Source organism: Brevibacterium sp. UCMA 11752, from assembly GCF_021532235.1.
GTDB classification, from domain to species: domain Bacteria; phylum Actinomycetota; class Actinomycetes; order Actinomycetales; family Brevibacteriaceae; genus Brevibacterium; species Brevibacterium antiquum.
Window position 1 is genome coordinate 1,538,094 of record NZ_JACBOS010000003.1, and the last position, 20,937, is coordinate 1,559,030.

The following is a 20,937-nucleotide window of genomic DNA, read 5'->3' on the forward strand; positions in this document are numbered from 1 at the left end:
CTGCAGCAGACCCCGGCGGCACCACGTCGTGACCGGTGCCGATCGCCTGGCGTAGACTCGAATCGAGACGGATCTCATCTGTGAAAGCCACTGCAAGAGGAGCACAATGTATCGTTCGATTCCGGTTCCCGAGATCACTGATTTCGCCATCACCAATGCTCGGATCGTGCCCATCGCAGACGCCGACGGCCGACGTGTCGAACCGATCGAATCCGGCACGATCCTGGTCTCGAACGGAACCATCACCTCGGTGGAATCCGGCGCCGGCTCCGCACAGAATCTGCCTGCCGGCACGGAGATCATCGACGCCGGTCGACGCTGGGTCCTGCCGGGATTCATCGAAGCCCACGGCCACCTCGGCGTCCATGAGGATGGTGAAGGCTGGTCAGGTGACGATACGAACGAGATGACGAATCCCAATGGTGCCGGCGTGCGTGCCCTCGACGGCATCGACCCGAGTGACCTCGGATTCAAGGACGCGCTGCGCGGGGGAGTCACCTCGGCGCTCATCAAGCCAGGATCCGGCAATCCGATCGGCGGGCGCACCGCCTTCGTCAAGACCTGGGGTCGGATCGTCGACGAGATGCTCGTGACGCAGGACCTGTCCGTGAAGTCCGCACTGGGAGAGAACCCGAAGCGGGTCTACGGTGAGAAGAACGTCACCCCGTCCACGCGCATGGGAACTGCGAAGATCTTCCGCGATGCCTTCGTCGATGCGCAGAACTACCTGGCGAAGCGGGCCCACGCCGAAGCCGAAGGCACACCCTTCGAACGTGACCTTGAAAAAGAGACCCTGGCAGATGTCCTCGAGCGAAAACTCGTCTTCGACCAGCACTGCCACCGCGCCGATGACATCGCCACGGCCATCCGACTGTCCGAGGAATTCGGCTATCGACTGGTCATCAATCACGGCACAGAGGGCCACAAGATCGCTGATTACATCGCCGACAAGGGCATCGACGTCATCCTCGGGCCCCTCATGACCAGCCGGTCGAAGGTCGAGCTGCGCGATCGCACCTTGGCCACCGCGGGCGCCTTGGCCAAGGCCGGGGTGCGCATCGCCCTGACCACCGACCATCCCGTCATCCCCATCAACTTCCTCATCCATGAGGCCTCCCTGGCTGTCAAGGAGGGTCTCGACCCGGTCATCGCACTCGAGGCGCTGACCATCAACCCGGCCGCGATCTTCGGACTCGATGACCGTCTGGGCTCACTGGCACCGGGACGCGACGCCGACCTCGTCATCTGGTCCGGTGACCCACTGGACCTGAACTCCCGCGCCGATCAGGTGTTCGTCTCCGGCCGCAAGGTCTTCGAGTTCGACGCCGCAGCAGGTTCTGCCGATGTGGCGGATCCATTCGGCCCGACTCTCATCAGTGAGCCGTGACGGACGACAGCACAGAAGAGGCCCCCACCGCTGAGGTACCGGTCGACGCCCAGTCGTCGTCCGGTCCTGAGCACGGTACGAACCAGGCCGAAGCCGGATCCTCTGCGCTGCAGGAACTGCTCGAACTCTCTCGTCAGCAGCGCCTGCAGGAGCTGCGCGAAGCACCGACAGGAGCGCTGAAGTCCGAGGACGTCGATCCTGCTGGCCCGAAGACACCGAGAGCGACGACAGCCAGATCGAAGCCGAAGGCCGACCACAGAGGCGCCTCCCAGCGGGTCGCCCAGCGCGTGGCCAGACGCACCGTGGGCAGGCTCGTCTCCGGTGCCTCGGTCAACACTCAGCCGGTGCCGATCGTCACCGCTCTCAAAGGCAGCCCATACAAGGCTCCGGTACAGGCCAGCGAGCCGGGAGAAGACGAGGCCAGGATGGTCCTCGACCTCGCGGCCGACATCGCCGCGATCATGATGCGTGCCGGCGCGGGCACCTCCGACATCGAGGTCTCCGTCATCGCGGCCTGTGCGGCCTTCGGGCTCACGACTGCCCAGGTGGACCTGACCTCGAACACCCTCACCGTGCACTATTCGACCTCTGATGGCCGTCTCATGACCGTCATGCGCGTCAACCGGGGCGAATCCATCCACTTTGCGAAGCTCGGCTCCGTGCACAAGCTCGTCACCGACCTCGTTGCCGGAAACCTGGGATTCAATGATGCCCGGAGCCGACTCGACGCCATCAGGTTCCAGCGACGTCCCTATCAGGAATGGTTCGTCACCGGTGCCTGGGGACTGATGGTCGGCAGCCTCGTCGTGCTGCTCGGCGGCGGAGCCGTTGCAGCAGTCCTCGGAATCGTCATGGCGATCTTCATCCGGGAGAGCGGCAAGTTCATCGGCCGCACCAGTCTGCCCAATTTCTTCATCACCACGCTGCAGGCTGCGATCGCGACCCTGGTGGCGATGGTGGCCGGGAACTTCGGCATCATCGAATCACCGCAGTACCTTGTCGCTGCCGGAATCGTACTGCTTTTGCCGACGCAGTCCTTGTATTCGTCTGTCCAAGATGCCCTGACGAACTTTCCGCTCACCGCGGCCGGGCGAATGGTGGGAGTGGTCCTGACTCTGGCCGGCATCGTTTCGGGCTTGGCACTGGGAGTGGTGACCGGCGAAGCGATCGGCCTCGACCCGATCGAGGTTCTCGTGCCCAAGACCGGTGTACACGTCCTCACCGCGATTGCCTCGATGATCGCAGCGGCAGTCGTCTCAATGGCGGCTGTCGTCGCCATGCAGTCGACGAGGCGGTTCATCCTGCCGGCCGCGTTCGTCGGTCTTGCCTCCTACATCACGATCACGGTGCTGACGGTCCTCGAGATCGACAACGTTCTGGCCAGTCTGCTGGCAGCGACCGTGACCGGTTTCCTGGCTCGACCGCTGTCCCTGCGCTTTGGCGCACCTGCCATCGTGCTCATGATTCCTGCGATCTACACCCTGCTGCAGGGACTGTCGATCTTCACCGCCGTCTATCAGATCGTCGCCGAATCCGAGACGACTTCCTTCGCTGTGGGACTGTCCTCGCTGTTCACCGCAATTCTTGCCAATGCGGCACTGGCCGTCGGCGCTGTGCTCGGCAGCTACCTGGCTCGGCCGCTGAAGAACCTCAAGGCAGACGCTGTGGAGAAGACCGCCGAATCTGCACGCTCGAATGAATCGACGATCACTCTGGACACGGTCGAACCCCGCGACTGAGTGCCGGCACGCCCACTGGCTGCCCGGTCAGTTTTGGCCCGCTCAGCATCGGCCCGTTCAATGTTGGCCCGCCCAGTCCTGGCCCGGTCAGTCCTAGCCCGCCCAGTCCTGGGCTGGGAGGGTCCAGTCGATGGGCGGTATGCCCTTTTGTCCCAGCAGTTCGTTCGTCCGTGAGAACGGTCGGGATCCGAGGAAGCCTCTGCTGGCCGACAGCGGCGACGGATGCGCGGACTCGATGATCGCGACCTCGGAGCGACCCGACTGCAGCAGCGGGGCAAGATTCCTCGCGTCACGGCCCCAGAGAATCGCCACGAGCGGCTGATCTCGGTCGACGAGTGCGGCAATCGCGGCTTCGGTGATGGCCTCCCAGCCGCGTCTGCGGTGGGATGCCGGCTCGCCTGGCGCGACGGTGAGAACCCTGTTGAGCAGCATGACTCCCTGTCGTGACCACGCCTGCAGATCACCATGGGCGGCAGGTTCGATGCCCAGGTCGGAGTTGAGTTCCTTGTAGATGTTCGTCAGCGACCGGGGGAGCGGACGCACCTCGGGATCGACGGCGAAGGACAGGCCGATCGCATGTCCGGGGGTCGGATAGGGATCCTGACCGACGATGAGCACCTTCACCTCGGCGAGGGGCTCGGCTAAGGCACGGAACACCTTGTCTCCGCTGGGCAGATAGCTCCTCCCGGCGGCGATCTCCTCCCGCAGGAAATCGCCCATGGCATGGATGCGATCGGCCTGGCCAGACAGCGCCGTGGCCCAATCGGGGGACATGATCTTCGTCAGTTCGGCTGTGGACGTCATGGCCGCGATTCTACCGACGGGGTGAGGCTCGGTGCCGATGTGCACACAACGCAGATCAGGTGTGCATCATCGCCTACCCTCCCGCCATTCTTTTCGGACCCGGGCAGACGATATGCTCGAGAACAAGAGTTCATCGCAGAACTGAGTAGGTGAAAGGATCACTATGTCGCAATTTCCCGAGGCCACGAACTGGAAGATGTTCATCGGCGGAGAATGGGTCGAGGCTGCCGACGGTGACAGGAAAGACGTCATCACCCCCATCGATCGCAACGTTGTGATCGCCACTGTGGCCAATGGCAAGGAAGCGGACGCCGATCGCGCCGTCAAAGCCGCTCGGAAGGCATTTCCCGAATGGGCTGCGCTTCCGTTCAAGGAACGTCAGAAGATGCTCATCCGCTGCGCCGATGCACTTGAAGCCGGTTCCGAGGAACTGGCCCAGCTGACCGCGATCGACACCGGCAACGCCATCCGGACGCAGGCCCGTCCGGAGACGATCATCCTGGCCGACCTGTTCCGCTACATGGGCGGAGTCGCCGGTGAGGTCAAGGGCAACACCCTGCCGGCCGGCGACGGACAGCTGCAGTACACGAAGCGGGTGCCGCTCGGCGTCGTCGCGGGAATCCTGCCGTGGAACTCACCGCTGATGATCGCAGCCTTCAAGACCCCGGCCGCACTTGCCGCGGGCAACACGATCGTCCTCAAATGCGCCGAGGATGCACCGCTGACGATTCTGAAGATGGCTGAACTGCTTGCCGACATCCTGCCGGCCGGCGTCCTCAACGTCGTCACCGGCAAGGGCTCGATCATCGGTGAAGCGCTCAACGTCCACCCCGACGTCGACAAGGTCTCGTTCACCGGTTCGACGAACGTCGGCCGCCACGTCGCTGAACTGGCAGGCGGACGCCTCGCTCACTCCTCGATGGAACTCGGCGGCAAGAGCCCCAACATCGTCTTCCCCGATTCGAACGACGACGACACTCTCCAGCAGGTGCTGCTGTCGACCCGCTTCGCACGCCAGGGTCAGTCCTGCACGATGGGTTCGCGCCTGTTCCTGCACGAGGACATCTACGATGACTTCCTGGGCAAGCTCGTCGACGCAGTGTCGAAGATGAAGGTCGGTGACCCTCGAAACGAGGACTCCGACATCGGCTGCATCATCAACGAGAAGCAGTACAACCAGGTGTCTGACTACATCGAGATGGGCAAGTCGATGGACGGCGTTGAGATCGCCTACGACGGTTCGGACTCACTCGAGGTCGGCGAACCCGGTTTCTATCACGCGCCCGTCATCTTCTCCAAGGCCAAGAACGAATGGCAGACCAGCCAGGAAGAGATCTTCGGCCCCGTCCTCTCCGTCATTCCCTGGAAGGACGTCGACGAGGTCATCGATATGGCCAATGACAGCGAATTCGGTCTCGCAGCGTTTGTGTTCACGAAGAACGTCGATGCCGCGCTGACTATGGCCAATCGGATCGAATCCGGCTGGGTCCAGGTCAACCAGGGCGGCGGCCAGCTGGCCGGCCAGTCCTACGGCGGAATGAAGACGTCCGGTTTCGGTCGTGAGGCATCGCTGGAGGGCATGCTCGAAGGCTTCACCCAGATCAAGCAGGTCAACATCCGCATCCGCTGATCAGCTCTCGCTCGACAGGTCGTCGGACCACCGGCCGGCACTCTCGACCCACTCTGCTGTGGGTGACTCACCCGAAACGGTCAGTCACCTGCAGCAGGGTGGGTTGTCTGGTTGGTGGCCATTGAGAGGTGTTGGCGGGGATGCGAAGGCGCGCTGGCGGGGATGGGAAGGCACGCTGGCGGACTCACGACGGCGCGCCGGGAATTTCAGTCCTGCCGTCCGGGCGATAATATAGAGGCAACGATTCATCTCGAAGGAGCACAACGTCTATGCCGCAGAACCAAGGCGCACCCGAACTGAGTGAGCTCGAGGTGTCCGTTTTGGAGTTCGAGCGGCGGTGGTGGAAGTACGGTGGAGCCAAAGATCATGCGATCCGCGAACGGTTCGACATGTCTGCCACAAGCTACTTCCAGATCCTCAATTCCCTGCTCGATAATCCAGCCGCTCTTGCCAGTGACCCTATGCTGGTCAAACGCCTGCGTCGCATCCGCACCACGCGGCAGAGCGAACGAGCACAAGCCCGCGTCTCGAGGTAGACATGACTGACGAATTCGACGAGATCGAAACCGGACGACGCAGCGGAGCCCATCGACAGGAGTCCGCGGCGCAGTCGAATGTCGGTGCCATCGCACTGGTCATCATCCTCGCCCTTGTTGCCGTTCTGCTGGTGGTCGCGGCCATCAACATCATCACCTCGTCGATGAAGGACCCCGAGGCCGACGTCGCCGATTCCGGGTCCGACAAGACCTCCTCGGCGAGTCCATCGCCAAGCGAGAGCGAAGTCAGCGTCGCTGACTCCTCACTCAAGGTTGACGTCCTCAACGGTTCCGGAGTCTCTGGAACCGCGAAGAAGTTCTCCGAGGCGGTGGAGGAGAAGGGCTGGAGCCTTGGCCAGGTCGGCAACTATTCGACAGGGCTGACCGACTCCACGGTCTACTACTCTGATGAGGCGAACGCCTCGCAGGCGAAGATGGTCGCCGAGGCGCTCGGCATCGAGGCCGTCGAGTCGTCGACGGACTTCGACACCGACATCACTGTCGTCATCTGTTCGGATATCGCCGAACGCGGACCCGAACCCAGCGAAGGCGGTTCGGGCGAAGCCGAGGGCTGAAGTTCCGCATGAATCTCAGCGGAAATGAACTCGTCTGCCAGGAGAAATGAACTCTCCGAACGGTGCCATATAACGAATTGGTAACAGTGTTGAGCGGTCGGAGGACCTGTCCGACGCTGGGGTAGAGTTGCATCAGCTAGGCAAGCACTGCCCTTGTGTTCTATTCGTGCTTCACCGAGATCATTCTCCAGAGGTCAATGAGAGAAATCGCGGGGTCGGTTGAGTTTTACTAGCCTCCGTTGTCCGCTGCGTGGCCAGACCGGTTGCAAAACGGGTGATGGAATGTCAATGACACTGCACTGTATGGAGAAGTAATGGCACAAGGTACCGTCAAGTGGTTCAACGCCGAAAAGGGCTATGGATTCATCACCCTGGAAGGCAACAACCAGGACGTGTTCGTTCACTGGAGTGCAATCCAGATGGATGGCTACCGCGCTCTCGAAGAGGGCCAGCAGGTTGAGTTCGAAGTTGGAGAAGGACAAAAGGGTCCTCAGGCGGAATCCGTCACCCTCCTCTGAGACTCACGTACGTAAAGTCTTTTGATCCGCCTCGGCGGGATGGCGGCTCAGGCCCGAATCCTTTCCAGCGGGGAAAGCGCCAAGCAGGCAACTGCTTGGCGCTTTTCAGTTCTATGGGGGCAGACTCCATGCAGCAGCTCTCCGGTGCATCCACCTCGGGAGACTGCGCCCCACAACCACCTGGCGCACACTCCTCACGTGCCCGCTCTGTGGGACTCGTTGGAGTTTCGCGCTGGGCCGAACCCCGGAAACACGTGGGAAGCAGCCATTTCGGCCGGTGTGACCCTGCGCCGATATTTGCACTCGCATGGGGAGAGTGCTAAATCTAGTACTGGTGAAAACCTAGGGTTTCTCATCAATCGTTTCGAGAGCGTGGTCCATGTGTGGAATGGAACATGCGGACACACTCTCTGCCGTCGCGGGCGCTGACGATTGCTCTGGATTCCCAATCCACTCCATCAGGGAGGATCTAAGCCACTATGGCAAAGATGATTGCATTCGACGAAGAAGCTCGTCGGGGACTCGAAGCAGGTCTCAACCAGCTTGCGGACGCGGTCAAGGTAACCCTTGGACCCCGTGGCCGCAATGTCGTGCTCGAAAAGCAGTGGGGCGCACCCACCATCACAAACGATGGTGTCTCCATTGCCAAGGAGATCGAACTCGAGGATCCCTACGAGAAGATCGGCGCTGAGCTCGTCAAGGAAGTCGCCAAGAAGACTGACGACGTTGCTGGCGACGGCACCACCACCGCTACCGTTCTGGCTCAGGCTCTCGTTCGCGAGGGACTGCGCAACGTGGCAGCCGGTGCTGATCCGCTCAGCCTCAAGCGTGGCATCGAGAAGGCTGTTGAAGCCGTGACCGCTGTCCTGCTCGAGAACGCCATCGACATCGAGACCAAGGAACAGATCGCCGCTACTGCCGGTATCTCCGCTGGAGATCCTGCTATCGGTGAACTGATCGCCGAGGCCATCGACAAGGTCGGCAAGGAAGGCGTCGTCACCGTCGAGGAGTCCAACACATTCGGACTCGAGCTCGAACTGACCGAGGGTATGCGCTTCGACAAGGGCTACATCTCCGGTTATTTCGTCACCGACACCGATCGCCAGGAAGCTGTCCTTGAGGATCCCTACATCCTCATCGTCAACTCCAAGATCTCGAACGTGAAGGATCTGCTGCCCGTCCTCGAGAAGGTCCAGCAGTCCAACAAGCCGCTGTTCATCATCGCTGAAGACGTCGAGGGCGAAGCTCTCGCGGTTCTCGTGCTGAACAAGATCCGTGGCACCTTCAAGTCCGTGGCCGTCAAGGCTCCTGGCTTCGGAGACCGCCGCAAGGCTCAGCTGGCCGACATCGCCATCCTCACCGGTGGTCAGGTCGTGTCCGAGGAAGTCGGGCTCAAGCTCGACAACGTGACCACCGAACTGCTGGGCACCGCCCGCAAGGTTGTCATCACCAAGGACGAGACCACCATCGTCGAGGGTGCCGGAGACGCCGAGGAGATCGCAGGCCGGGTCGCACAGATCCGTGCCGAGATCGAGAACTCGGATTCCGACTACGACCGTGAGAAGCTGCAGGAACGTCTGGCCAAGCTGGCCGGCGGTGTTGCAGTCATCAAGGCCGGAGCCGCGACCGAGGTCGAGCTCAAGGAAACCAAGCACCGCATCGAAGATGCAGTGCGCAACGCCAAGGCTGCTGTGGAAGAGGGAATCGTCGCCGGTGGCGGCGTCTCGCTCATCCAGGCGGGCAAGACTGCCTTCGCCAACCTCGCACTCGAGGGTGACGAAGCAACCGGTGCCAACATCGTCAAGGTTGCCATCGAAGCTCCGCTCAAGCAGATCGCCACCAACGCCGGCCTCGAAGCCGGTGTGGTTGCCGATAAGGTCGCCAACCTCGAACCCGGATTCGGCCTCAACGCCGCAACCGGTGAGTACGAGGACCTGCTGGCCGCCGGCATCAACGACCCGGTCAAGGTGACCCGCTCTGCTCTGCAGAACGCCGCCTCGATCGCCGGTCTGTTCCTGACCACCGAGTCGGTTGTCGCCGACAAGCCTGAGAAGGCTGCACCAGGTGCTGACGCAGCTGCTGCCGGTATGGACGGAATGGGTGGCATGGGCTTCTGATAAGCCCCTTTCGCTCGAAGAGCCGTGCCGGTGCCCGTTTGGGTGCCGGCACGGCTCTTCTCGGTTCGAAAGCCGCGCAGTAGCCTGGACGGTATGAACTTCACAGGCACAGATTCCTGCGGAAACAGCCCGAAGAACATGTTCGTAGCCAGGTTCGAGGAGAATCTGATCAACGGTGACAGAGAAGCCCTCGCCGAGGTGGTCGATGAGGACTGCATCCTCCAGATTGTGGGCAGCGGGAGAGTGGAGACCAGCACCGGGCGCGCGGAAGTCATCGACGCACTGCTCCGCATTGCTGACTCGAAGCCTGCGGCCGGTCATCTCGAAGCTGCCATCACTCACGGCAAGGCAGCTGCGGCCTGGGGCCAGTGGGACTATTCGAGCGACGGCGAGGACATCCGATACTTCTCACATACGCTCTGGTTCCGAAACAACAAGGCCACAGAGTTCGCTCAGATCCGTGTCTTCCACGCCTGAGCGCTCTGAGCCGGGCGCGGGCAGGTTCAGGGACGCCTCCTCAGCGCGTCGCTGCCCGTCACGAGTCGGTCAGTCCCAGGGGTTCCTGCGTCGATGACGACGCTCTCGGCGGCGCCTGCGCATTTCATCGCTGGGAGACATCCCTCCCGGAGCGAATGGAGGAGCCAAAGGGTGCGGAGGCTGCAATCCGTTGCCGAATGTGTCTTCGTAATCCTCGTCCTCATCGACGTTCTTATGTTCCTCAAGCTCACGCTTGGCCTCGGCGTCGCCCAACTGCGCTCGGGCCCGCTTGGTCAGTTCGCGCTTCCTGTCGCGGATGAGGCTCTGCTTGTTGGAGATCTGTGAGATCGCACCGAAGAGCATCGGAAGAATGACGAATATCGGCCAGAAGAATATGAACCTGCCCGTGGCGAATGAGGTGGCGGCCCAGATGGCGAGTGTGACTCCGACAGGACCGGCGAACATACCCAGGAGCGCATTCCGCACGCGGTCCTTGTAGTACTTCTGCGCGGCCGCATCGATCTGCTCGGGAGTGATCGGGATGCGGTCAGTATTCAGGCGGGCCAGAGCTTGGGCACGGGCGGAATCGTCGAGTTCTCCCGGTGCGACCTCGCCCGCCTCGGCGATGATGAGATCCTGCACGAGGTCGGGGACCTCTCCCAGAGTCTTCAGACGGTTGGCGGCCTCGCTGCGTTCGTCGAATTCCTCGGCGTCGATCTGACCCAGCGCAAACGCCTCGGACAGCACATCGGTCACGACTGCGCGATCGGCATCCGAAGCGCGCACCTGCCCATGAGCGCGGGGATCCACGCTGAATCGTGACCACAGTGGCGAACTGTTCATGACACTTACTGTAACCCCGCCCAGATAGAGAGCCTGAACTATGATGGTGCAAATGGAACCCGTCATCGTGCTCATTGTGTTCGCGGTGTTCCTAGGGGCAGTTTCGCAGCGTGTCACCGGAATGGGATTCGGCCTGGTCAGCGGCCCGTTCCTCGTGATTCTGCTCGACCCGTTCTCCGGCGTCGTGCTCGTCAACATCTGCGGCATCGTCGCCAGCGGCACGGTGTTCGTCCGCACCTGGCGAGAAGTCGAGTGGGGCAGTTTCTGGAAGCTGTCGCTGGGGGCACTCATCGGCACGATTCCCGGAGCCCTCCTGGCCGCAGTCCTCCCAGCGCCACCGCTGCAGATCCTTATCGGCCTGCTGATCATCGTCTCCCTCATCAGCTCCATGGTCATCGGCCGAATCGGCAAGACGATTCCCGCGAATTTCGGAACGAAGTTCACCACCGGCCTCTTCTCGGGAACGATGTCGGCTGCCGCAGGAGCGGGCGGGCCCGCCGTCAGCGCCTATGCTGTGCTGACGCAGTGGGATCAGCGAACATTTGCCGCAACCCTGCAGCCGTTCCTCGTCGTCGGGACCACCTCGGCGATCATCTTCAAAACCGTGTTCGACCACGGCGCATGGCCGCAGTTGGCGGCACCGACCTGGATCGGGATCGCGGCGGTCCTCGTCGCAGGACTTGTCGGCGGGGACTGGTTGTCGAAGAAGATCGATTCCTCAACGGCCCGGGTCGCCATGATCGTCCTTGCCCTCGGCGGGGGAATCGCGACCCTCGTCAAGGGGCTGGTCCAGCTGGGCTGAACGCCTTCCCGACTCCCCGTGATGTAGGCATAGACACCTGTGATGAGCATGTTGAGCGCTCATCTGAGAGCGATTTTCGAGGCCGGGGACTGAGCTGACACAAGGGTTCGGTTCAGTCGCTTGTCAGACTCGTCCGGCATACTGATTGGTGACTCGTTTTGCTGGGGAGGCATAGATCGTGGGAGCAGTATTCCTGATAATACTCGTGGTGCTCGGCACCATTTTCTTCGTTGGCTACCGCAAGGAGAAGCACCGTAAGAAGGAGCTCGCCGCAGCCGAGCTCCAGCAGGTGACAAAGACCGCTGAAGAGGATGTCACGTCCTTCGGTGAGGAAGTCGCCGAACTCGATATCCTCACCGCCGGAGTCGAACTCGACACCGGCGGCTCGCAGGACTACAAGCAGGCCTTGGACTCCTATGACATTGCCAAGGAGACGCTCGACAACGTCGACGAGCCCTCCGACATCCGCAGTGTCACCGAGGCCCTCGAAGACGGTCGCTACGCCGCCAAATGCGTGCGTGCCCGCGTTGACGGAAAGCCTCTGCCCGTGCGCCGTCCCCCATGCTTCTTCAACCCGCAGCATGGCCCCTCGGTCGAAGATATCGACTGGGCACCTGCTGGTGGCCAGCTGCGACCTGTTCCCGTCTGTGCCGCCGACGCCGAGCGCGTGGCAGTGGGTGCCGAACCGGCTGTCCGCAAGGTCGTGACCGGTGACGGACACACTCGCCGGGCCTACTGGGAAGCAGGACCCGCCTACGCCGAATACAACCGCGGATACTTCAACTCCTATGCAGGTTCGGGACTTCTGCCCGGCGTCCTCATGGGCTCGATGATGTTCGGCGGCATGGGCGGCGGCTGGGACGGCGCTTATGGCGACGCTGGCGGCGGTGACGCCGGTGGTGGCGATGCCGGCGGCGGAGACGGCGGCGGATTCTTCGGTGGCGGAGACGGTGGCGACGGAGGCGGTCTCTTCGGCGGCGACGGGTTCGATCTTGGAGACCTGTTCTGATGGAGAAGATTGAGATCCGCGGCGATTCGATCAAGCTCGGTCAGTTGCTCAAACTCCATGGTGTCGCCGAACATGGCGCGATGGCCAAAGACATGATCGCCGACGGCGAAGTCGTGGTCAATGGTGAGGTCGAAACTCGCCGAGGTGCCACGATTCGTCCCGGAGACACCGTCGAAGCCCTGGGCGAGGTCATCGAGGTCTCGGTCGAATAGGCTCCACAACCACAACCGCGAACACAGCATCTGATGCAGAAGGGACGTCCCCGCGGGGACGTCCCTTCTGCATTGCTGATCCTCAGTGCCAGTGGGTCATTGCGACGGTCTGCGTCTGCGGAGAGAGCCTCCGAGCAGCTGACGTGAAGACGTCAGGGTCGCTGATTGGCCTCTGGTGTGTCATTGAGCCCGGGAGCATCCCAGAGGGCTGACCAATTGGATGTGTCCTCTTCGAACGGAAGCTCGTTGGACAGTACGCCGCGCACCTGGATCTCCAGGGGGTTGTCGCGCTGCTTGGGCCCTGACTGTGCGAACGGATAGAACGTGCCGCGCTTGTATTGGTAGACGAGTGCCAGGCGGCGCCCATCCGGGTTCGCGAAGTACACGGTCGAGCACAGCAGCATCGTGTCGAAGCCCTGACTGACCAGAGCCGAGTTCACGGCGTGCAGATTGGTGACGAGGTTGACCACCTCGGCGTCGGTGTCGGAGACGACCTGCCAGGTGTAGCCGAACCCGTCGTTCTGCTGGGTCACGTTCGCGGCGGGGTCCGAGCCGATGAGGGCGATGCTCTCGGTCTCAGCGGACTGGAACGCCGCCCCTTCGACCTGTCGGAACGCCACGGCCCCGACGCCGGTGGGCTTGAAGCCTGTCGCAGCCTCGAGCGTCAGTGCGGCGGGCGGCAGTGCGAAGAGGTCGTCGAGGTTGGCACGCTTCGGTTTGGAACGGCCCAACAGAGCGTCGAAGAAACCCATGAAACTCCTAGAGGATGTCGGTCAGTGCGGTTGATGTCTGCGGGTCGACGGTCACTGGGGCTGTGAGAGCTGCCCGGAGATCCGCGCCAGCTGCTCCAGACGCTTGTCGAGCGAGGGGTGTGTGGAGAAGAGCTGTCCGAGGGCCGCCTTGCCGCTGACGGCGGGAATGAGCGCCAGATGATTCGCCGAGGAGGAGGCACGCAGGTCCTTCTCCGGGATCTTGCTCATGTCGCCGCTGAGTTTCGTCAGCGCAGAGGCCAGTGTCGAAGGTGCGCCGGTGAGGATGGCGGCGGCCCTGTCTGCGGCAAGCTCGCGGTAGCGCGAGAGGCTGCGGATGAGGAGGAACGAGAGTCCGTAGACGACGGCACCGACGAGGATGAACAGCAGCTGGATGGGGACGCCGCCGTTGTTGTTCGATCGTCCGAAGCTCATGTAGTAGCCGGCTCGCATCATGAGAGCGGCCACGACACCGGTGACTCCAGCGACGGTCATGATGGTGACGTCGCGATGGGCGACGTGGGAGAGCTCATGTGCCAGCACGACCTCGACCTCATCGCGGTCGAGCTTCTCGAGCAGCCCGCGTGTCACGCATACGACCGAGCGCTCCGGCGAACGGCCGGTGGCGAATGCGTTGGGAATGGCTGAGTTCGAGACTGCGACGCGCGGTTTGGTCGAATCTGCCAGCTGGCAGAGTCGGTCGATCATCGTGTGCAGCTCCGAGGCTTCCTCGGGGGAGACTTCCCGTGCACCCATCGCCTTCATCGCGATCTTGTCGGAGAAGTACCACTGGAAGAAGAACGCGCCGGCGCTGACGAGGACCGCGATGATCACGCCGGGCGTGCTGCCGCCGAGCATCCACCAGATGGCGAGGATGAGGATCACGTAGATGAGTCCGTTCAGGAAGATCGTCCACCCCATACGCATGGTGAGTCCGTTGTCCTTGACGAAACGATTCTTCATCGTGATTCCTCTCTGGGTGTGGCAGTTCCGGCCCACGGCCTTGGGCTAAGGCAGTGGGCCGGAGTCACCGATATCAAACTGTGTGGATCAGGCTGGATCTGGGATGAAGCCTTCACCGGTGAGGAGCTCTGTGATCTCCTGCAGAGTCGCATCGACGAACGGCACGACGGCCTCACTCGTTCCCAGATAGTCGTCCGAGACGGGCTTGCCGTGTCCGACGACGTAGTCGTGGAGGGCATGCAGAGCTTTTCGGGCGGCCTCTTCATCGGCGCCGTTGACTGCGTCTTCAACCTGGTTGTCGTATTTCTGCAACAGGTTCTGGTCGACGTCGGCGATGTCGAACTGACCCTCGCCCATGATGCGGATGATCATTGCTTGTCCTCGCCTTCAAGCGACTGGTGCTGCTTGTCGGAGGATGCCGGCAGCGAGTCACGCATCCGGTTGAGCTCCATCTCCACGTCGTTGTCGCTTGAGAGCGCATCGAGCTGTGCACTGATGTCGTCCTTCGACGAACCAGTGACATCTTCCAGTGCGCCCGAAGCGATGAGTTCGTCGACGGCACCGGCACGAGCCTGAAGTGAAGCGGTCTTGTCCTCGGCGCGCTGGACTGCGAGTCCGACGTCGCCGAGCTCCTCGGAGATGCCGGAGAAGGCTTCGCCGATCTTCGACTGTGCCTCGGCCGCGTTGTACGTGGCCTTGAGGGTCTCCTTTTTGGTGCGGAAGGCATCGACCTTGGCCTGCAGACGCTGCGAGGCCATCGTGAGCTTCTGCTCCTCGCCCTGCAGCCCCTCGTGCTGGCCCTGCAGGTCGGTGATCTGCTGGTCCAGCCCCGACTTCCGGGTCAGTGCCTCACGGGCAAGGTCCTCGCGGCCCATCTCCATGGCCTTCTGGGCCTGGCCGCTGAGCTTGTTCTGCTGCTGTTCGAGCTGAGTGATCTGCAGTTCGAGGCGCTTGCGGCTGGTGGCGACATCGGCAACACCGCGGCGTACCTTCTGCAGCAGCTCAAGCTGCTTCTGATATGAATAATCGAGAGTTTCATTGGGGTTCTCGGCTTTGTCCAGCGCCTTGTTGGCCTTGGCGCCAAAGATCGCCGCGATCCTTTGGAAGATGCTCATCCGTAGTCGACTCCTGCATTGGTCTTGACCCGACGGTGCTGACCGCTGGTCTCCGAAGCTGGAGGAACGTAGCCGGCGCCGCCGCGAACTATCGTTATCAGCCTACTAATAAAGGCTGACAATTTGCCAGACGCGGACCCAGAACTCGAACAGACGCTCTCAGCGGGAATTCGCGGGGAACGACAGGCTGCATGATGAGTGCTCACGGAGCGAAGAGTCGGGAGTTTGCTGCCTCGACCTCCGAGTACTGCGCGGCTGCCGTGTTGAGGGCCCCGTGGATCGAGGTCAGCGATTCGAACAGTTGCTTCTGCGCGCCTTCCCACTCATTGATGACCGTCTGGAAATTCTGTGCCGCACTTCCCTTCCAACACTCCTGCAGGGCCAGAAGATTCCTCAGCATCGTATTGGATTCGGCAACGAGGGTGCGTGCGGTTCCTGCTGTGGCGGCGGCTGCGGATGAGACGCGCTCGGCATCGACTTCGAAACTCATGATTTCTCCTAACGGCGGGGCACCGGAGCTCGGAATGAGGCACCGGGTCACATCTCAGCATCGCGGTTCACCCGTGTTCGAAGAAGCCCATGAGAAGAGGGTGTGGACAGCGCTTGGCTGTCCACACCCTCAAAGCACACGAGTGAGATCGTCATCCACAGCGATCTGCACTCAAGTGGTGCTACTTCAGCACGAGCGTCGTCTTCAATGTCTGCTCCTGGCCGCCGCGGATGACGGTGAAGTCGACGGGGGAGTTCGTCGGCTGCGCGCGGACGAGTGCCCGCAGAGCGATCGCGTTGTTCACCTTGGTTCCACCCACAGACACGATGTCGTCGCCGTCCTTGAAGCCTGCCTTGTCGGCCGGCGATCCGGACTGCACCGACTGCACCTTCGCACTGCCGCGCGTGGTGCCGCCGCTGTTGATCTGTCCGTCGGTGAGCGTGATCCCCAGGAAGGGATGCAGTGCCTTGCCACTTGAGATGAGCTGATCGGCGATCATCACGGCCTGTGAGGCGGGGATGGCGAACCCGATGCCGATCGATCCCGACTGCCCGCCTTCTCCGGCCTGGCTCAGCGAGGCCGCAGCGGAGTTCACGCCGATGAAGTTGCCGTCACCGTCCACAAGCGGACCGCCGGAGTTGCCGGGGTTGATCGCGGCATCCGTCTGGATGGCGTTCGTGATCGTCATCTCCTTCTCCTGCGAGCTCGCGTCCTCGCCGATGTTCTCCGTGGAGACGGGCCGGTCGAGGGCCGAGACGATGCCGGTGGTGACCGAGTCCGCAAGGCCGAGGGGGTTGCCCAATGCCATCACCGGATCTCCCACCTTCATCTTCTTCGAATCGCCGACAGGGAGCGGACCAGCGTCCTTCGGGACTTGGTCGAGCTTGATGACTGCGATGTCGGTCGAGGGATCGCGGCCGACGATCTCGGCCTTCATCGTTCCCCCGTTCTTCATCGTCACAGCGATCTCGCCGGAGGGAGTGTCGGCCGGGGCCACCACGTGGTTGTTCGTGATGACGTGTCCCTGGTCGTCGTAGATCGAGCCTGATCCCAGTCCCTGCACCTGCCCATTGGTGCCGACCTGGATTGAGACGACGCTCTGGGAAGTCTGCTTGGCGACCTCGGTCCAGTCCGGAGTTTCGATGGTCTGATCGGCGACCTTGCGCGAATCCTCTCCGCCGAGGGCACTGAGCGCGTAGCTCCCGCCGAAGGCTGCGCCTCCGCCCAGCAGAGCAGCGATCAGCGCGATGGCGATCGTCGCACCCCAACCCGGTCCTCGCTTCTCCCGCCGAGGTGGTGCTTCGCCTCCGTACGGACCTGACCATCCGGGTGTGCCAGGTCCATCGGGTGCACCTGGGGCGCCGGGCCCGCCGGGCCCATCGGGGCTGCCAGGTCCGGGCTGGAATCCTGGGTAATCGGACGTGGGGTACCCGCCCTGGTTCGGCTGATTGCCGTATTGGCCATATGCGGCTGTACCTGTGCCTGCAGCCGCTCCTGCTCCTGCACCGGCACCTGCACCTGCACCTGCGGCGGCACCTGCAGTTGTGCCTGCTGCAGGCTGCCCCGTTCCCTGTGAATACGGAGTGCCATACGGGTTCGTGCCGGCGGGAGAGTTCTGGCCGGCCTGCGCTGCACCGTTGGGTGTGCCGGCTCCGGCATAGGGGTGGCTGTACTGACCGTTGCTGCCGCTTTCGGGGCCGCGGTCATGGCGCTGGCTTCCGTCGTAGTTCTGACCGGGACCATACGTTGGTTGCCCGGCCTGCCCCGCTGCGCCGGGCTGTCCCGAGGACCCGGGCTGTCCCGCTGCGCCGGGCTGCCCTGGTGCGCCGGGATACCGTGACTGTGAGTCCACAGGGGGCTGAGCACGAGTCGGCTGCATCTGAGGAGGATTCTGCCCCTGCCTCGGGTCCTGTCCCTGCCACGGAGCCTGGTTCTGTGCCGGTGCCTGGCTCTGACCCGCACTGCCGCTCTGGCTTGGTCCCCGTTCAGAGCTGTTCGGACGGGCAGAGGGCGCTACGGGTGGACTGACCCGAGCCGGACCATTCGAGCCGTTCGAGCCGTTCGGACCGTTCGAGCCGTTCGGGAAGGTCCGTGGGACCTCTGCCGAACGGCGGGACCCGTCTGTGGAGCCCTGGGGCACTGCAGACGAGTTGCGGGGGTGGTCTGAGGATTCGCGAGAGCCATCGGTGGGGAACGTCCGGTGACCCTGATCCCCGTGCCGTCCCCTGTTGTCGGAGTTGTTGCCCTGATCGTTAGGGTCGTTGCTGCTCATCGCTCGTCCTTTCGTGCGTTCGGAGCGCTGTCTTCAGTTTCTGAGATAGGCAGATCGATGCGGAACGTCGCACCGCCGCCCGGTGTCTGGTGCACTGTGATCGAACCGTGGTGGTTCTCCACGATCGCCTTGACGATGGAGAGTCCGAGGCCCGACCCGCCGGTGTCGCGAGTCCTGGAGACGTCGAGGCGGTAGAACCGCTCGAAGATCCGGGGAACGACTTCGGGATCGATCCCGTCGCCGTGGTCGCGAACCTCGAACCTGACTCGTCCGTTGGGGAATCCGCGCAGCGAATCGTCGACGGTGATGGACCCGGCCGCAGTCATATCGGGCACGATGCCGCTGGGCGCCTGGGCGTCGTTCTGATCGTTGCCGTTCGAGTCGCCTCGGCGGAAGATGCGGACACCGCCGGTGACGAATCCGCGTTCGCGGGATCTGTCCTTCGCCGCTGCCTTATTCGCCACCGTCTTGTTGGCTCCGGTCTTGGACCCGGTGTCCTGACCATTCGACGGGTCCGTGGACTCCGCAGTCACCTCGGCGCGGCCACCGACGACGCCGACGGCGAACTCGATGGCGGTGTGCTCGGGGGTGTGGCGGACAGCGTTGCCGGCGAGGTTGACGATGACCTGGCGGATCTTCGACTCCGAGCCCCTGATCATCGGTACGGGCTGGGCATCTTCCCCATCGAGGCCGATGAAGCTGATGTCCCGGTCGGGGGCCTGAGCTGCCGCGTCGGCGGCGGCATCGCGGGCGATCCGGTGGAGGTCGATGGGACCGATCTCGGCGGGTCGCTGCTCATCGAGGCGGGCGAGGACGACGAGGTCGTCGACGAGCACGCCCATGCGTTTGGCCTCGGATTCCATGCGTTCCATGGCGTTTCCGATGTCATCTGACTTCGTGATCGCACCCTGCCGGTAGAGCTCGGCGTATCCGCGAATGGTCACCAGCGGAGTGCGCAGTTCGTGGGAGGCGTCGGAGACGAACTGGCGGATGCGCTTCTCCGATCGCGTCTGTCCGTCGAAGGAGTCCTCGATCCGCCCCAGCATCGTGTTCAGTGCGCCTGAGAGGCGACCGAGCTCTGTGTTGCGGGGGAAGGTCGGCACTCTCTGACTCAGGTCGCCCGCGGCGATCCGTGAGGCGGTCTTCTCGATGTCGCGCAGCGGGCGGAAGGTGTTGTTGATCGCCCAATACCCGACGCCTGCCACCATGGCCAATGCCAGCAGTCCGATGCCGATCATCGTGTTTCGGGCCCGCTCGTTGATGTTGTCGATCTCGCGGTCGAAGGGCACTGCGATCGAGACGAGCACATCGGTGTTCTGGACCTTCATCGCTCGCGCCCGCCATTGTGAGGTACTCCCGGGGACAGTGAATGGCTCACCGCCCTGCGCGTAGACCTTCGACTCATTGATCTTCGGCAGAACCGGGCTGTTGCCCGGCTCGGGAGCCACAGGATCGCTGATCGGTTTGCCGCTCGTGTCATAGAACTGGACGTAGAAACCTCCGGGCATGAGGCTCTTGAGCTCGTCCCACGAGCTCGAATCAATGGTGGTGGGAGCCCCCGCTGAGGATTCCGTCCCGTCACTGCTGTCCGAGTCCGCTGACTGGTCCTTGCTCGGCGATGAAGACGACTGCAGCTGGGCAGGCTGGAACACATCCTGATAAGCCTGCTTGGCAAGCGTCTCCGAAGCATTGATGAGTCTCTCATCAGTGCGTTCGACGAGGCTGTCGCGGAGGTTCTCGAGCACCCAGGCGCTCGTCCCCGAGAGAACGAGCAGCATGAGCAGCATCATGATGGCCAGCAGCTTGGTGGTCAGCGACCATTCTTCCCAGAAGCCGGGTTTGGTGGGACGGGATTCTTTTACCACGTGAGTAATCTAGCGCCTGAGCTTGACCGGCTACTTGGATTCTGGTGTGCGCAGCATGTAGCCCACGCCGCGCTTAGTCTGAATCATCGGTGTCCACTCCATCTCGACGGGGTGTCCGGCGGCGTCCGTTTCCGGCGTGACGTCGATCTTGCGGCGCAGGTAGGAGATGTAGGATTCGACGATTCCGGTGTCTCCGCCGAAGTCGTATTCCCAGACATGGTCGAGGATCTGGGACTTCGAGAGCACCCGGTTCGTATTGAGCATGAGATAGCGCAGCAGCTTGAACTCGGTGGGGGAGAGGTCGATGAGGATGCCGGAGCGACGCACCTCGTGAGTGTCGTCATCGAGTTCGAGGTCGCCGGCCATGATGACAGCGTTCTCTTCGTCTTCGAGGCTGCGGGTCCGACGCAGCACGGCGCGGATGCGGGCGACGACCTCTTCGAGGCTGAAGGGCTTCGTCACGTAGTCATCGCCGCCGACGGTGAGGCCGGTGATCTTATCCGAGGTGTCATCACGGGCGGTGAGGAACACGACCGGAGCGTTCATGCCGATCTGACGGAGACGACGCGTGACGGTGAAGCCGTCCATGTCCGGCAGCATGACGTCGAGGACGAGGAGGTCGGGGTTGGTCTGCTCGGCCAGACGAAGTGCTTCGGCGCCGTTTGCCGCCGAGACGACGTCGAAGCCCGCGAAGCGCAGGCTGGTCGAGAGGAGTTCGCGGATATTGGGCTCATCGTCGACAACGAGGAGTGTGGCCTCGATGTCGGTATCGTTTGCTGTAGTCATGTATCCAGTCTGAAGCTCATCTCTGAGAGTGGAGTGATAGTTTCCTGA

The 20,937-nt window shown here is 62.7% G+C and carries 21 protein-coding genes; 11 read left to right on the forward strand and 10 right to left on the reverse strand.

The features are described from left to right. Window positions 1-106: 106 nt before the first annotated feature. Together HU144_RS06835 and HU144_RS06840 are read left to right on the forward strand one after the other, a co-directional pair. Window positions 107-1,387 carry an amidohydrolase gene (locus HU144_RS06835; RefSeq protein WP_235350690.1) on the forward strand — a complete coding sequence of 427 codons (1,281 nt, stop codon included), beginning with the start codon at window positions 107-109 and terminating at the stop codon, window positions 1,385-1,387. Beyond that, window positions 1,384-3,126: a threonine/serine ThrE exporter family protein gene (locus HU144_RS06840; protein WP_235350691.1), complete on the forward strand. Its 1,743-nt coding sequence runs from the start codon at window positions 1,384-1,386 to the stop codon at window positions 3,124-3,126. Before HU144_RS06835 ends, HU144_RS06840 begins: the two co-directional genes overlap by 4 nt. A gap of 93 nt (window positions 3,127-3,219) precedes the next feature. Here HU144_RS06840 and HU144_RS06845 read toward each other — a convergent pair whose 3' ends face one another. After that, entirely contained in the window at window positions 3,220-3,930 is a 711-nt protein-coding gene (locus HU144_RS06845) for a uracil-DNA glycosylase (RefSeq protein WP_235350692.1), read from the reverse strand. 163 nt (window positions 3,931-4,093) lie between these two features. Here HU144_RS06845 and HU144_RS06850 point away from each other — a divergent pair, with 163 nt between their 5' ends. The 6 genes from HU144_RS06850 to HU144_RS06875 all read left to right on the forward strand — a co-directional run bounded on the left by HU144_RS06850 (window position 4,094) and on the right by HU144_RS06875 (window position 9,783). Beyond that, the gene (locus tag HU144_RS06850; protein ID WP_235350693.1) at window positions 4,094-5,560 is read left to right on the forward strand and encodes an aldehyde dehydrogenase family protein; all 1,467 of its coding nucleotides are present in this window, start codon (window positions 4,094-4,096) and stop codon (window positions 5,558-5,560) included. Between the two features lie 269 nt (window positions 5,561-5,829). Further along, window positions 5,830-6,096, forward strand: a complete 267-nt coding sequence (locus HU144_RS06855) for a DUF3263 domain-containing protein (protein WP_009881872.1) — start codon at window positions 5,830-5,832, stop codon at window positions 6,094-6,096. 2 nt (window positions 6,097-6,098) lie between these two features. Beyond that, window positions 6,099-6,671: a LytR C-terminal domain-containing protein gene (locus HU144_RS06860; protein ID WP_235350694.1), complete on the forward strand. Its 573-nt coding sequence runs from the start codon at window positions 6,099-6,101 to the stop codon at window positions 6,669-6,671. Window positions 6,672-6,985: 314 nt separating this feature from the next. Beyond that, a complete protein-coding gene (locus HU144_RS06865) occupies window positions 6,986-7,189 on the forward strand; it encodes a cold-shock protein (RefSeq protein ID WP_009881874.1) in 204 nt (67 codons plus the stop codon). A gap of 479 nt (window positions 7,190-7,668) precedes the next feature. Continuing rightward, window positions 7,669-9,306 carry a chaperonin GroEL gene (gene groL / locus HU144_RS06870; protein ID WP_198396524.1) on the forward strand — a complete coding sequence of 546 codons (1,638 nt, stop codon included), beginning with the start codon at window positions 7,669-7,671 and terminating at the stop codon, window positions 9,304-9,306. A 93-nt stretch (window positions 9,307-9,399) separates the two neighbouring features. Beyond that, window positions 9,400-9,783, forward strand: coding sequence for a nuclear transport factor 2 family protein (locus HU144_RS06875; RefSeq protein ID WP_235350695.1), 384 nt, complete (start codon window positions 9,400-9,402; stop codon window positions 9,781-9,783). Window positions 9,784-9,852: 69 nt separating this feature from the next. On the opposite strand, the gene HU144_RS06880 is transcribed toward HU144_RS06875, so the two are convergent. Beyond that, a complete protein-coding gene (locus HU144_RS06880) occupies window positions 9,853-10,626 on the reverse strand; it encodes a DUF1707 SHOCT-like domain-containing protein (RefSeq protein WP_235350696.1) in 774 nt (257 codons plus the stop codon). A 52-nt stretch (window positions 10,627-10,678) separates the two neighbouring features. Here HU144_RS06880 and HU144_RS06885 point away from each other — a divergent pair, with 52 nt between their 5' ends. The 3 genes from HU144_RS06885 to HU144_RS06895 all read left to right on the forward strand — a co-directional run bounded on the left by HU144_RS06885 (window position 10,679) and on the right by HU144_RS06895 (window position 12,649). After that, window positions 10,679-11,428 (forward strand): sulfite exporter TauE/SafE family protein, encoded by a 750-nt coding sequence (locus HU144_RS06885; protein ID WP_235350697.1) that lies wholly within the window; start codon window positions 10,679-10,681, stop codon window positions 11,426-11,428. Window positions 11,429-11,606: 178 nt separating this feature from the next. Beyond that, entirely contained in the window at window positions 11,607-12,437 is an 831-nt protein-coding gene (locus HU144_RS06890) for a hypothetical protein (protein ID WP_235350698.1), read from the forward strand. Beyond that, complete coding sequence (locus HU144_RS06895) at window positions 12,437-12,649, forward strand: RNA-binding S4 domain-containing protein (protein ID WP_235346753.1); 213 nt, start codon at window positions 12,437-12,439, stop codon at window positions 12,647-12,649. The genes HU144_RS06890 and HU144_RS06895 overlap by 1 nt, the downstream gene beginning before the upstream one ends. A 152-nt stretch (window positions 12,650-12,801) precedes the next feature. Here the strand turns inward: HU144_RS06895 and pspAB are convergent, their stop codons facing one another. From pspAB to HU144_RS06935, 8 genes are all read right to left on the reverse strand, one after another. Further along, a complete protein-coding gene (pspAB, locus tag HU144_RS06900; RefSeq protein WP_198396529.1) occupies window positions 12,802-13,401 on the reverse strand; it encodes a PspA-associated protein PspAB in 600 nt (199 codons plus the stop codon). Window positions 13,402-13,452: 51 nt separating this feature from the next. Continuing rightward, on the reverse strand, window positions 13,453-14,361 hold the full coding sequence (gene htpX, locus HU144_RS06905; protein ID WP_235350699.1) for a zinc metalloprotease HtpX: 909 nt from the start codon (window positions 14,359-14,361) through the stop codon (window positions 13,453-13,455). A gap of 87 nt (window positions 14,362-14,448) precedes the next feature. Beyond that, complete coding sequence (gene pspAA / locus HU144_RS06910; RefSeq protein WP_198396531.1) at window positions 14,449-14,733, reverse strand: PspA-associated protein PspAA; 285 nt, start codon at window positions 14,731-14,733, stop codon at window positions 14,449-14,451. Beyond that, window positions 14,730-15,476 (reverse strand): PspA/IM30 family protein, encoded by a 747-nt coding sequence (locus HU144_RS06915; RefSeq protein ID WP_235350700.1) that lies wholly within the window; start codon window positions 15,474-15,476, stop codon window positions 14,730-14,732. Before HU144_RS06915 ends, pspAA begins: the two co-directional genes overlap by 4 nt. Window positions 15,477-15,678: 202 nt before the next feature. Beyond that, window positions 15,679-15,966, reverse strand: coding sequence for a WXG100 family type VII secretion target (locus HU144_RS06920; RefSeq protein ID WP_198396533.1), 288 nt, complete (start codon window positions 15,964-15,966; stop codon window positions 15,679-15,681). A 181-nt stretch (window positions 15,967-16,147) separates the two neighbouring features. Next, on the reverse strand, window positions 16,148-18,238 hold the full coding sequence (locus HU144_RS06925) for a S1C family serine protease (protein ID WP_235350701.1): 2,091 nt from the start codon (window positions 18,236-18,238) through the stop codon (window positions 16,148-16,150). After that, the gene (locus HU144_RS06930) at window positions 18,235-20,103 is read right to left on the reverse strand and encodes a sensor histidine kinase (protein ID WP_235350702.1); all 1,869 of its coding nucleotides are present in this window, start codon (window positions 20,101-20,103) and stop codon (window positions 18,235-18,237) included. Before HU144_RS06930 ends, HU144_RS06925 begins: the two co-directional genes overlap by 4 nt. A 30-nt stretch (window positions 20,104-20,133) precedes the next feature. Then, on the reverse strand, window positions 20,134-20,889 hold the full coding sequence (locus HU144_RS06935) for a response regulator transcription factor (protein ID WP_009881891.1): 756 nt from the start codon (window positions 20,887-20,889) through the stop codon (window positions 20,134-20,136). Between the last annotated feature and the right edge of the window lie 48 nt (window positions 20,890-20,937).

Excerpts from the sequence above, each read along its gene's own strand:
- HU144_RS06835 (WP_235350690.1), top strand. The coding sequence starts at position 107 with ATGTATCGTTCGATTCCGGTTCCCGAGATCACTGATTTCGCCATCACC.
- HU144_RS06845 (WP_235350692.1), bottom strand. The coding sequence starts at position 3,930 with ATGACGTCCACAGCCGAACTGACGAAGATCATGTCCCCCGATTGGGCC.
- HU144_RS06850 (WP_235350693.1), top strand. The coding sequence starts at position 4,094 with ATGTCGCAATTTCCCGAGGCCACGAACTGGAAGATGTTCATCGGCGGA.
- HU144_RS06855 (WP_009881872.1), top strand. The coding sequence starts at position 5,830 with ATGCCGCAGAACCAAGGCGCACCCGAACTGAGTGAGCTCGAGGTGTCC.
- HU144_RS06860 (WP_235350694.1), top strand. The coding sequence starts at position 6,099 with ATGACTGACGAATTCGACGAGATCGAAACCGGACGACGCAGCGGAGCC.
- HU144_RS06865 (WP_009881874.1), top strand. The coding sequence starts at position 6,986 with ATGGCACAAGGTACCGTCAAGTGGTTCAACGCCGAAAAGGGCTATGGA.
- groL (WP_198396524.1), top strand. The coding sequence starts at position 7,669 with ATGGCAAAGATGATTGCATTCGACGAAGAAGCTCGTCGGGGACTCGAA.
- HU144_RS06875 (WP_235350695.1), top strand. The coding sequence starts at position 9,400 with ATGAACTTCACAGGCACAGATTCCTGCGGAAACAGCCCGAAGAACATG.
- HU144_RS06880 (WP_235350696.1), bottom strand. The coding sequence starts at position 10,626 with ATGAACAGTTCGCCACTGTGGTCACGATTCAGCGTGGATCCCCGCGCT.
- HU144_RS06885 (WP_235350697.1), top strand. The coding sequence starts at position 10,679 with ATGGAACCCGTCATCGTGCTCATTGTGTTCGCGGTGTTCCTAGGGGCA.
- HU144_RS06895 (WP_235346753.1), top strand. The coding sequence starts at position 12,437 with ATGGAGAAGATTGAGATCCGCGGCGATTCGATCAAGCTCGGTCAGTTG.
- pspAB (WP_198396529.1), bottom strand. The coding sequence starts at position 13,401 with ATGGGTTTCTTCGACGCTCTGTTGGGCCGTTCCAAACCGAAGCGTGCC.
- htpX (WP_235350699.1), bottom strand. The coding sequence starts at position 14,361 with ATGAAGAATCGTTTCGTCAAGGACAACGGACTCACCATGCGTATGGGG.
- pspAA (WP_198396531.1), bottom strand. The coding sequence starts at position 14,733 with ATGATCATCCGCATCATGGGCGAGGGTCAGTTCGACATCGCCGACGTC.
- HU144_RS06915 (WP_235350700.1), bottom strand. The coding sequence starts at position 15,476 with ATGAGCATCTTCCAAAGGATCGCGGCGATCTTTGGCGCCAAGGCCAAC.
- HU144_RS06920 (WP_198396533.1), bottom strand. The coding sequence starts at position 15,966 with ATGAGTTTCGAAGTCGATGCCGAGCGCGTCTCATCCGCAGCCGCCGCC.
- HU144_RS06925 (WP_235350701.1), bottom strand. The coding sequence starts at position 18,238 with ATGAGCAGCAACGACCCTAACGATCAGGGCAACAACTCCGACAACAGG.
- HU144_RS06935 (WP_009881891.1), bottom strand. The coding sequence starts at position 20,889 with ATGACTACAGCAAACGATACCGACATCGAGGCCACACTCCTCGTTGTC.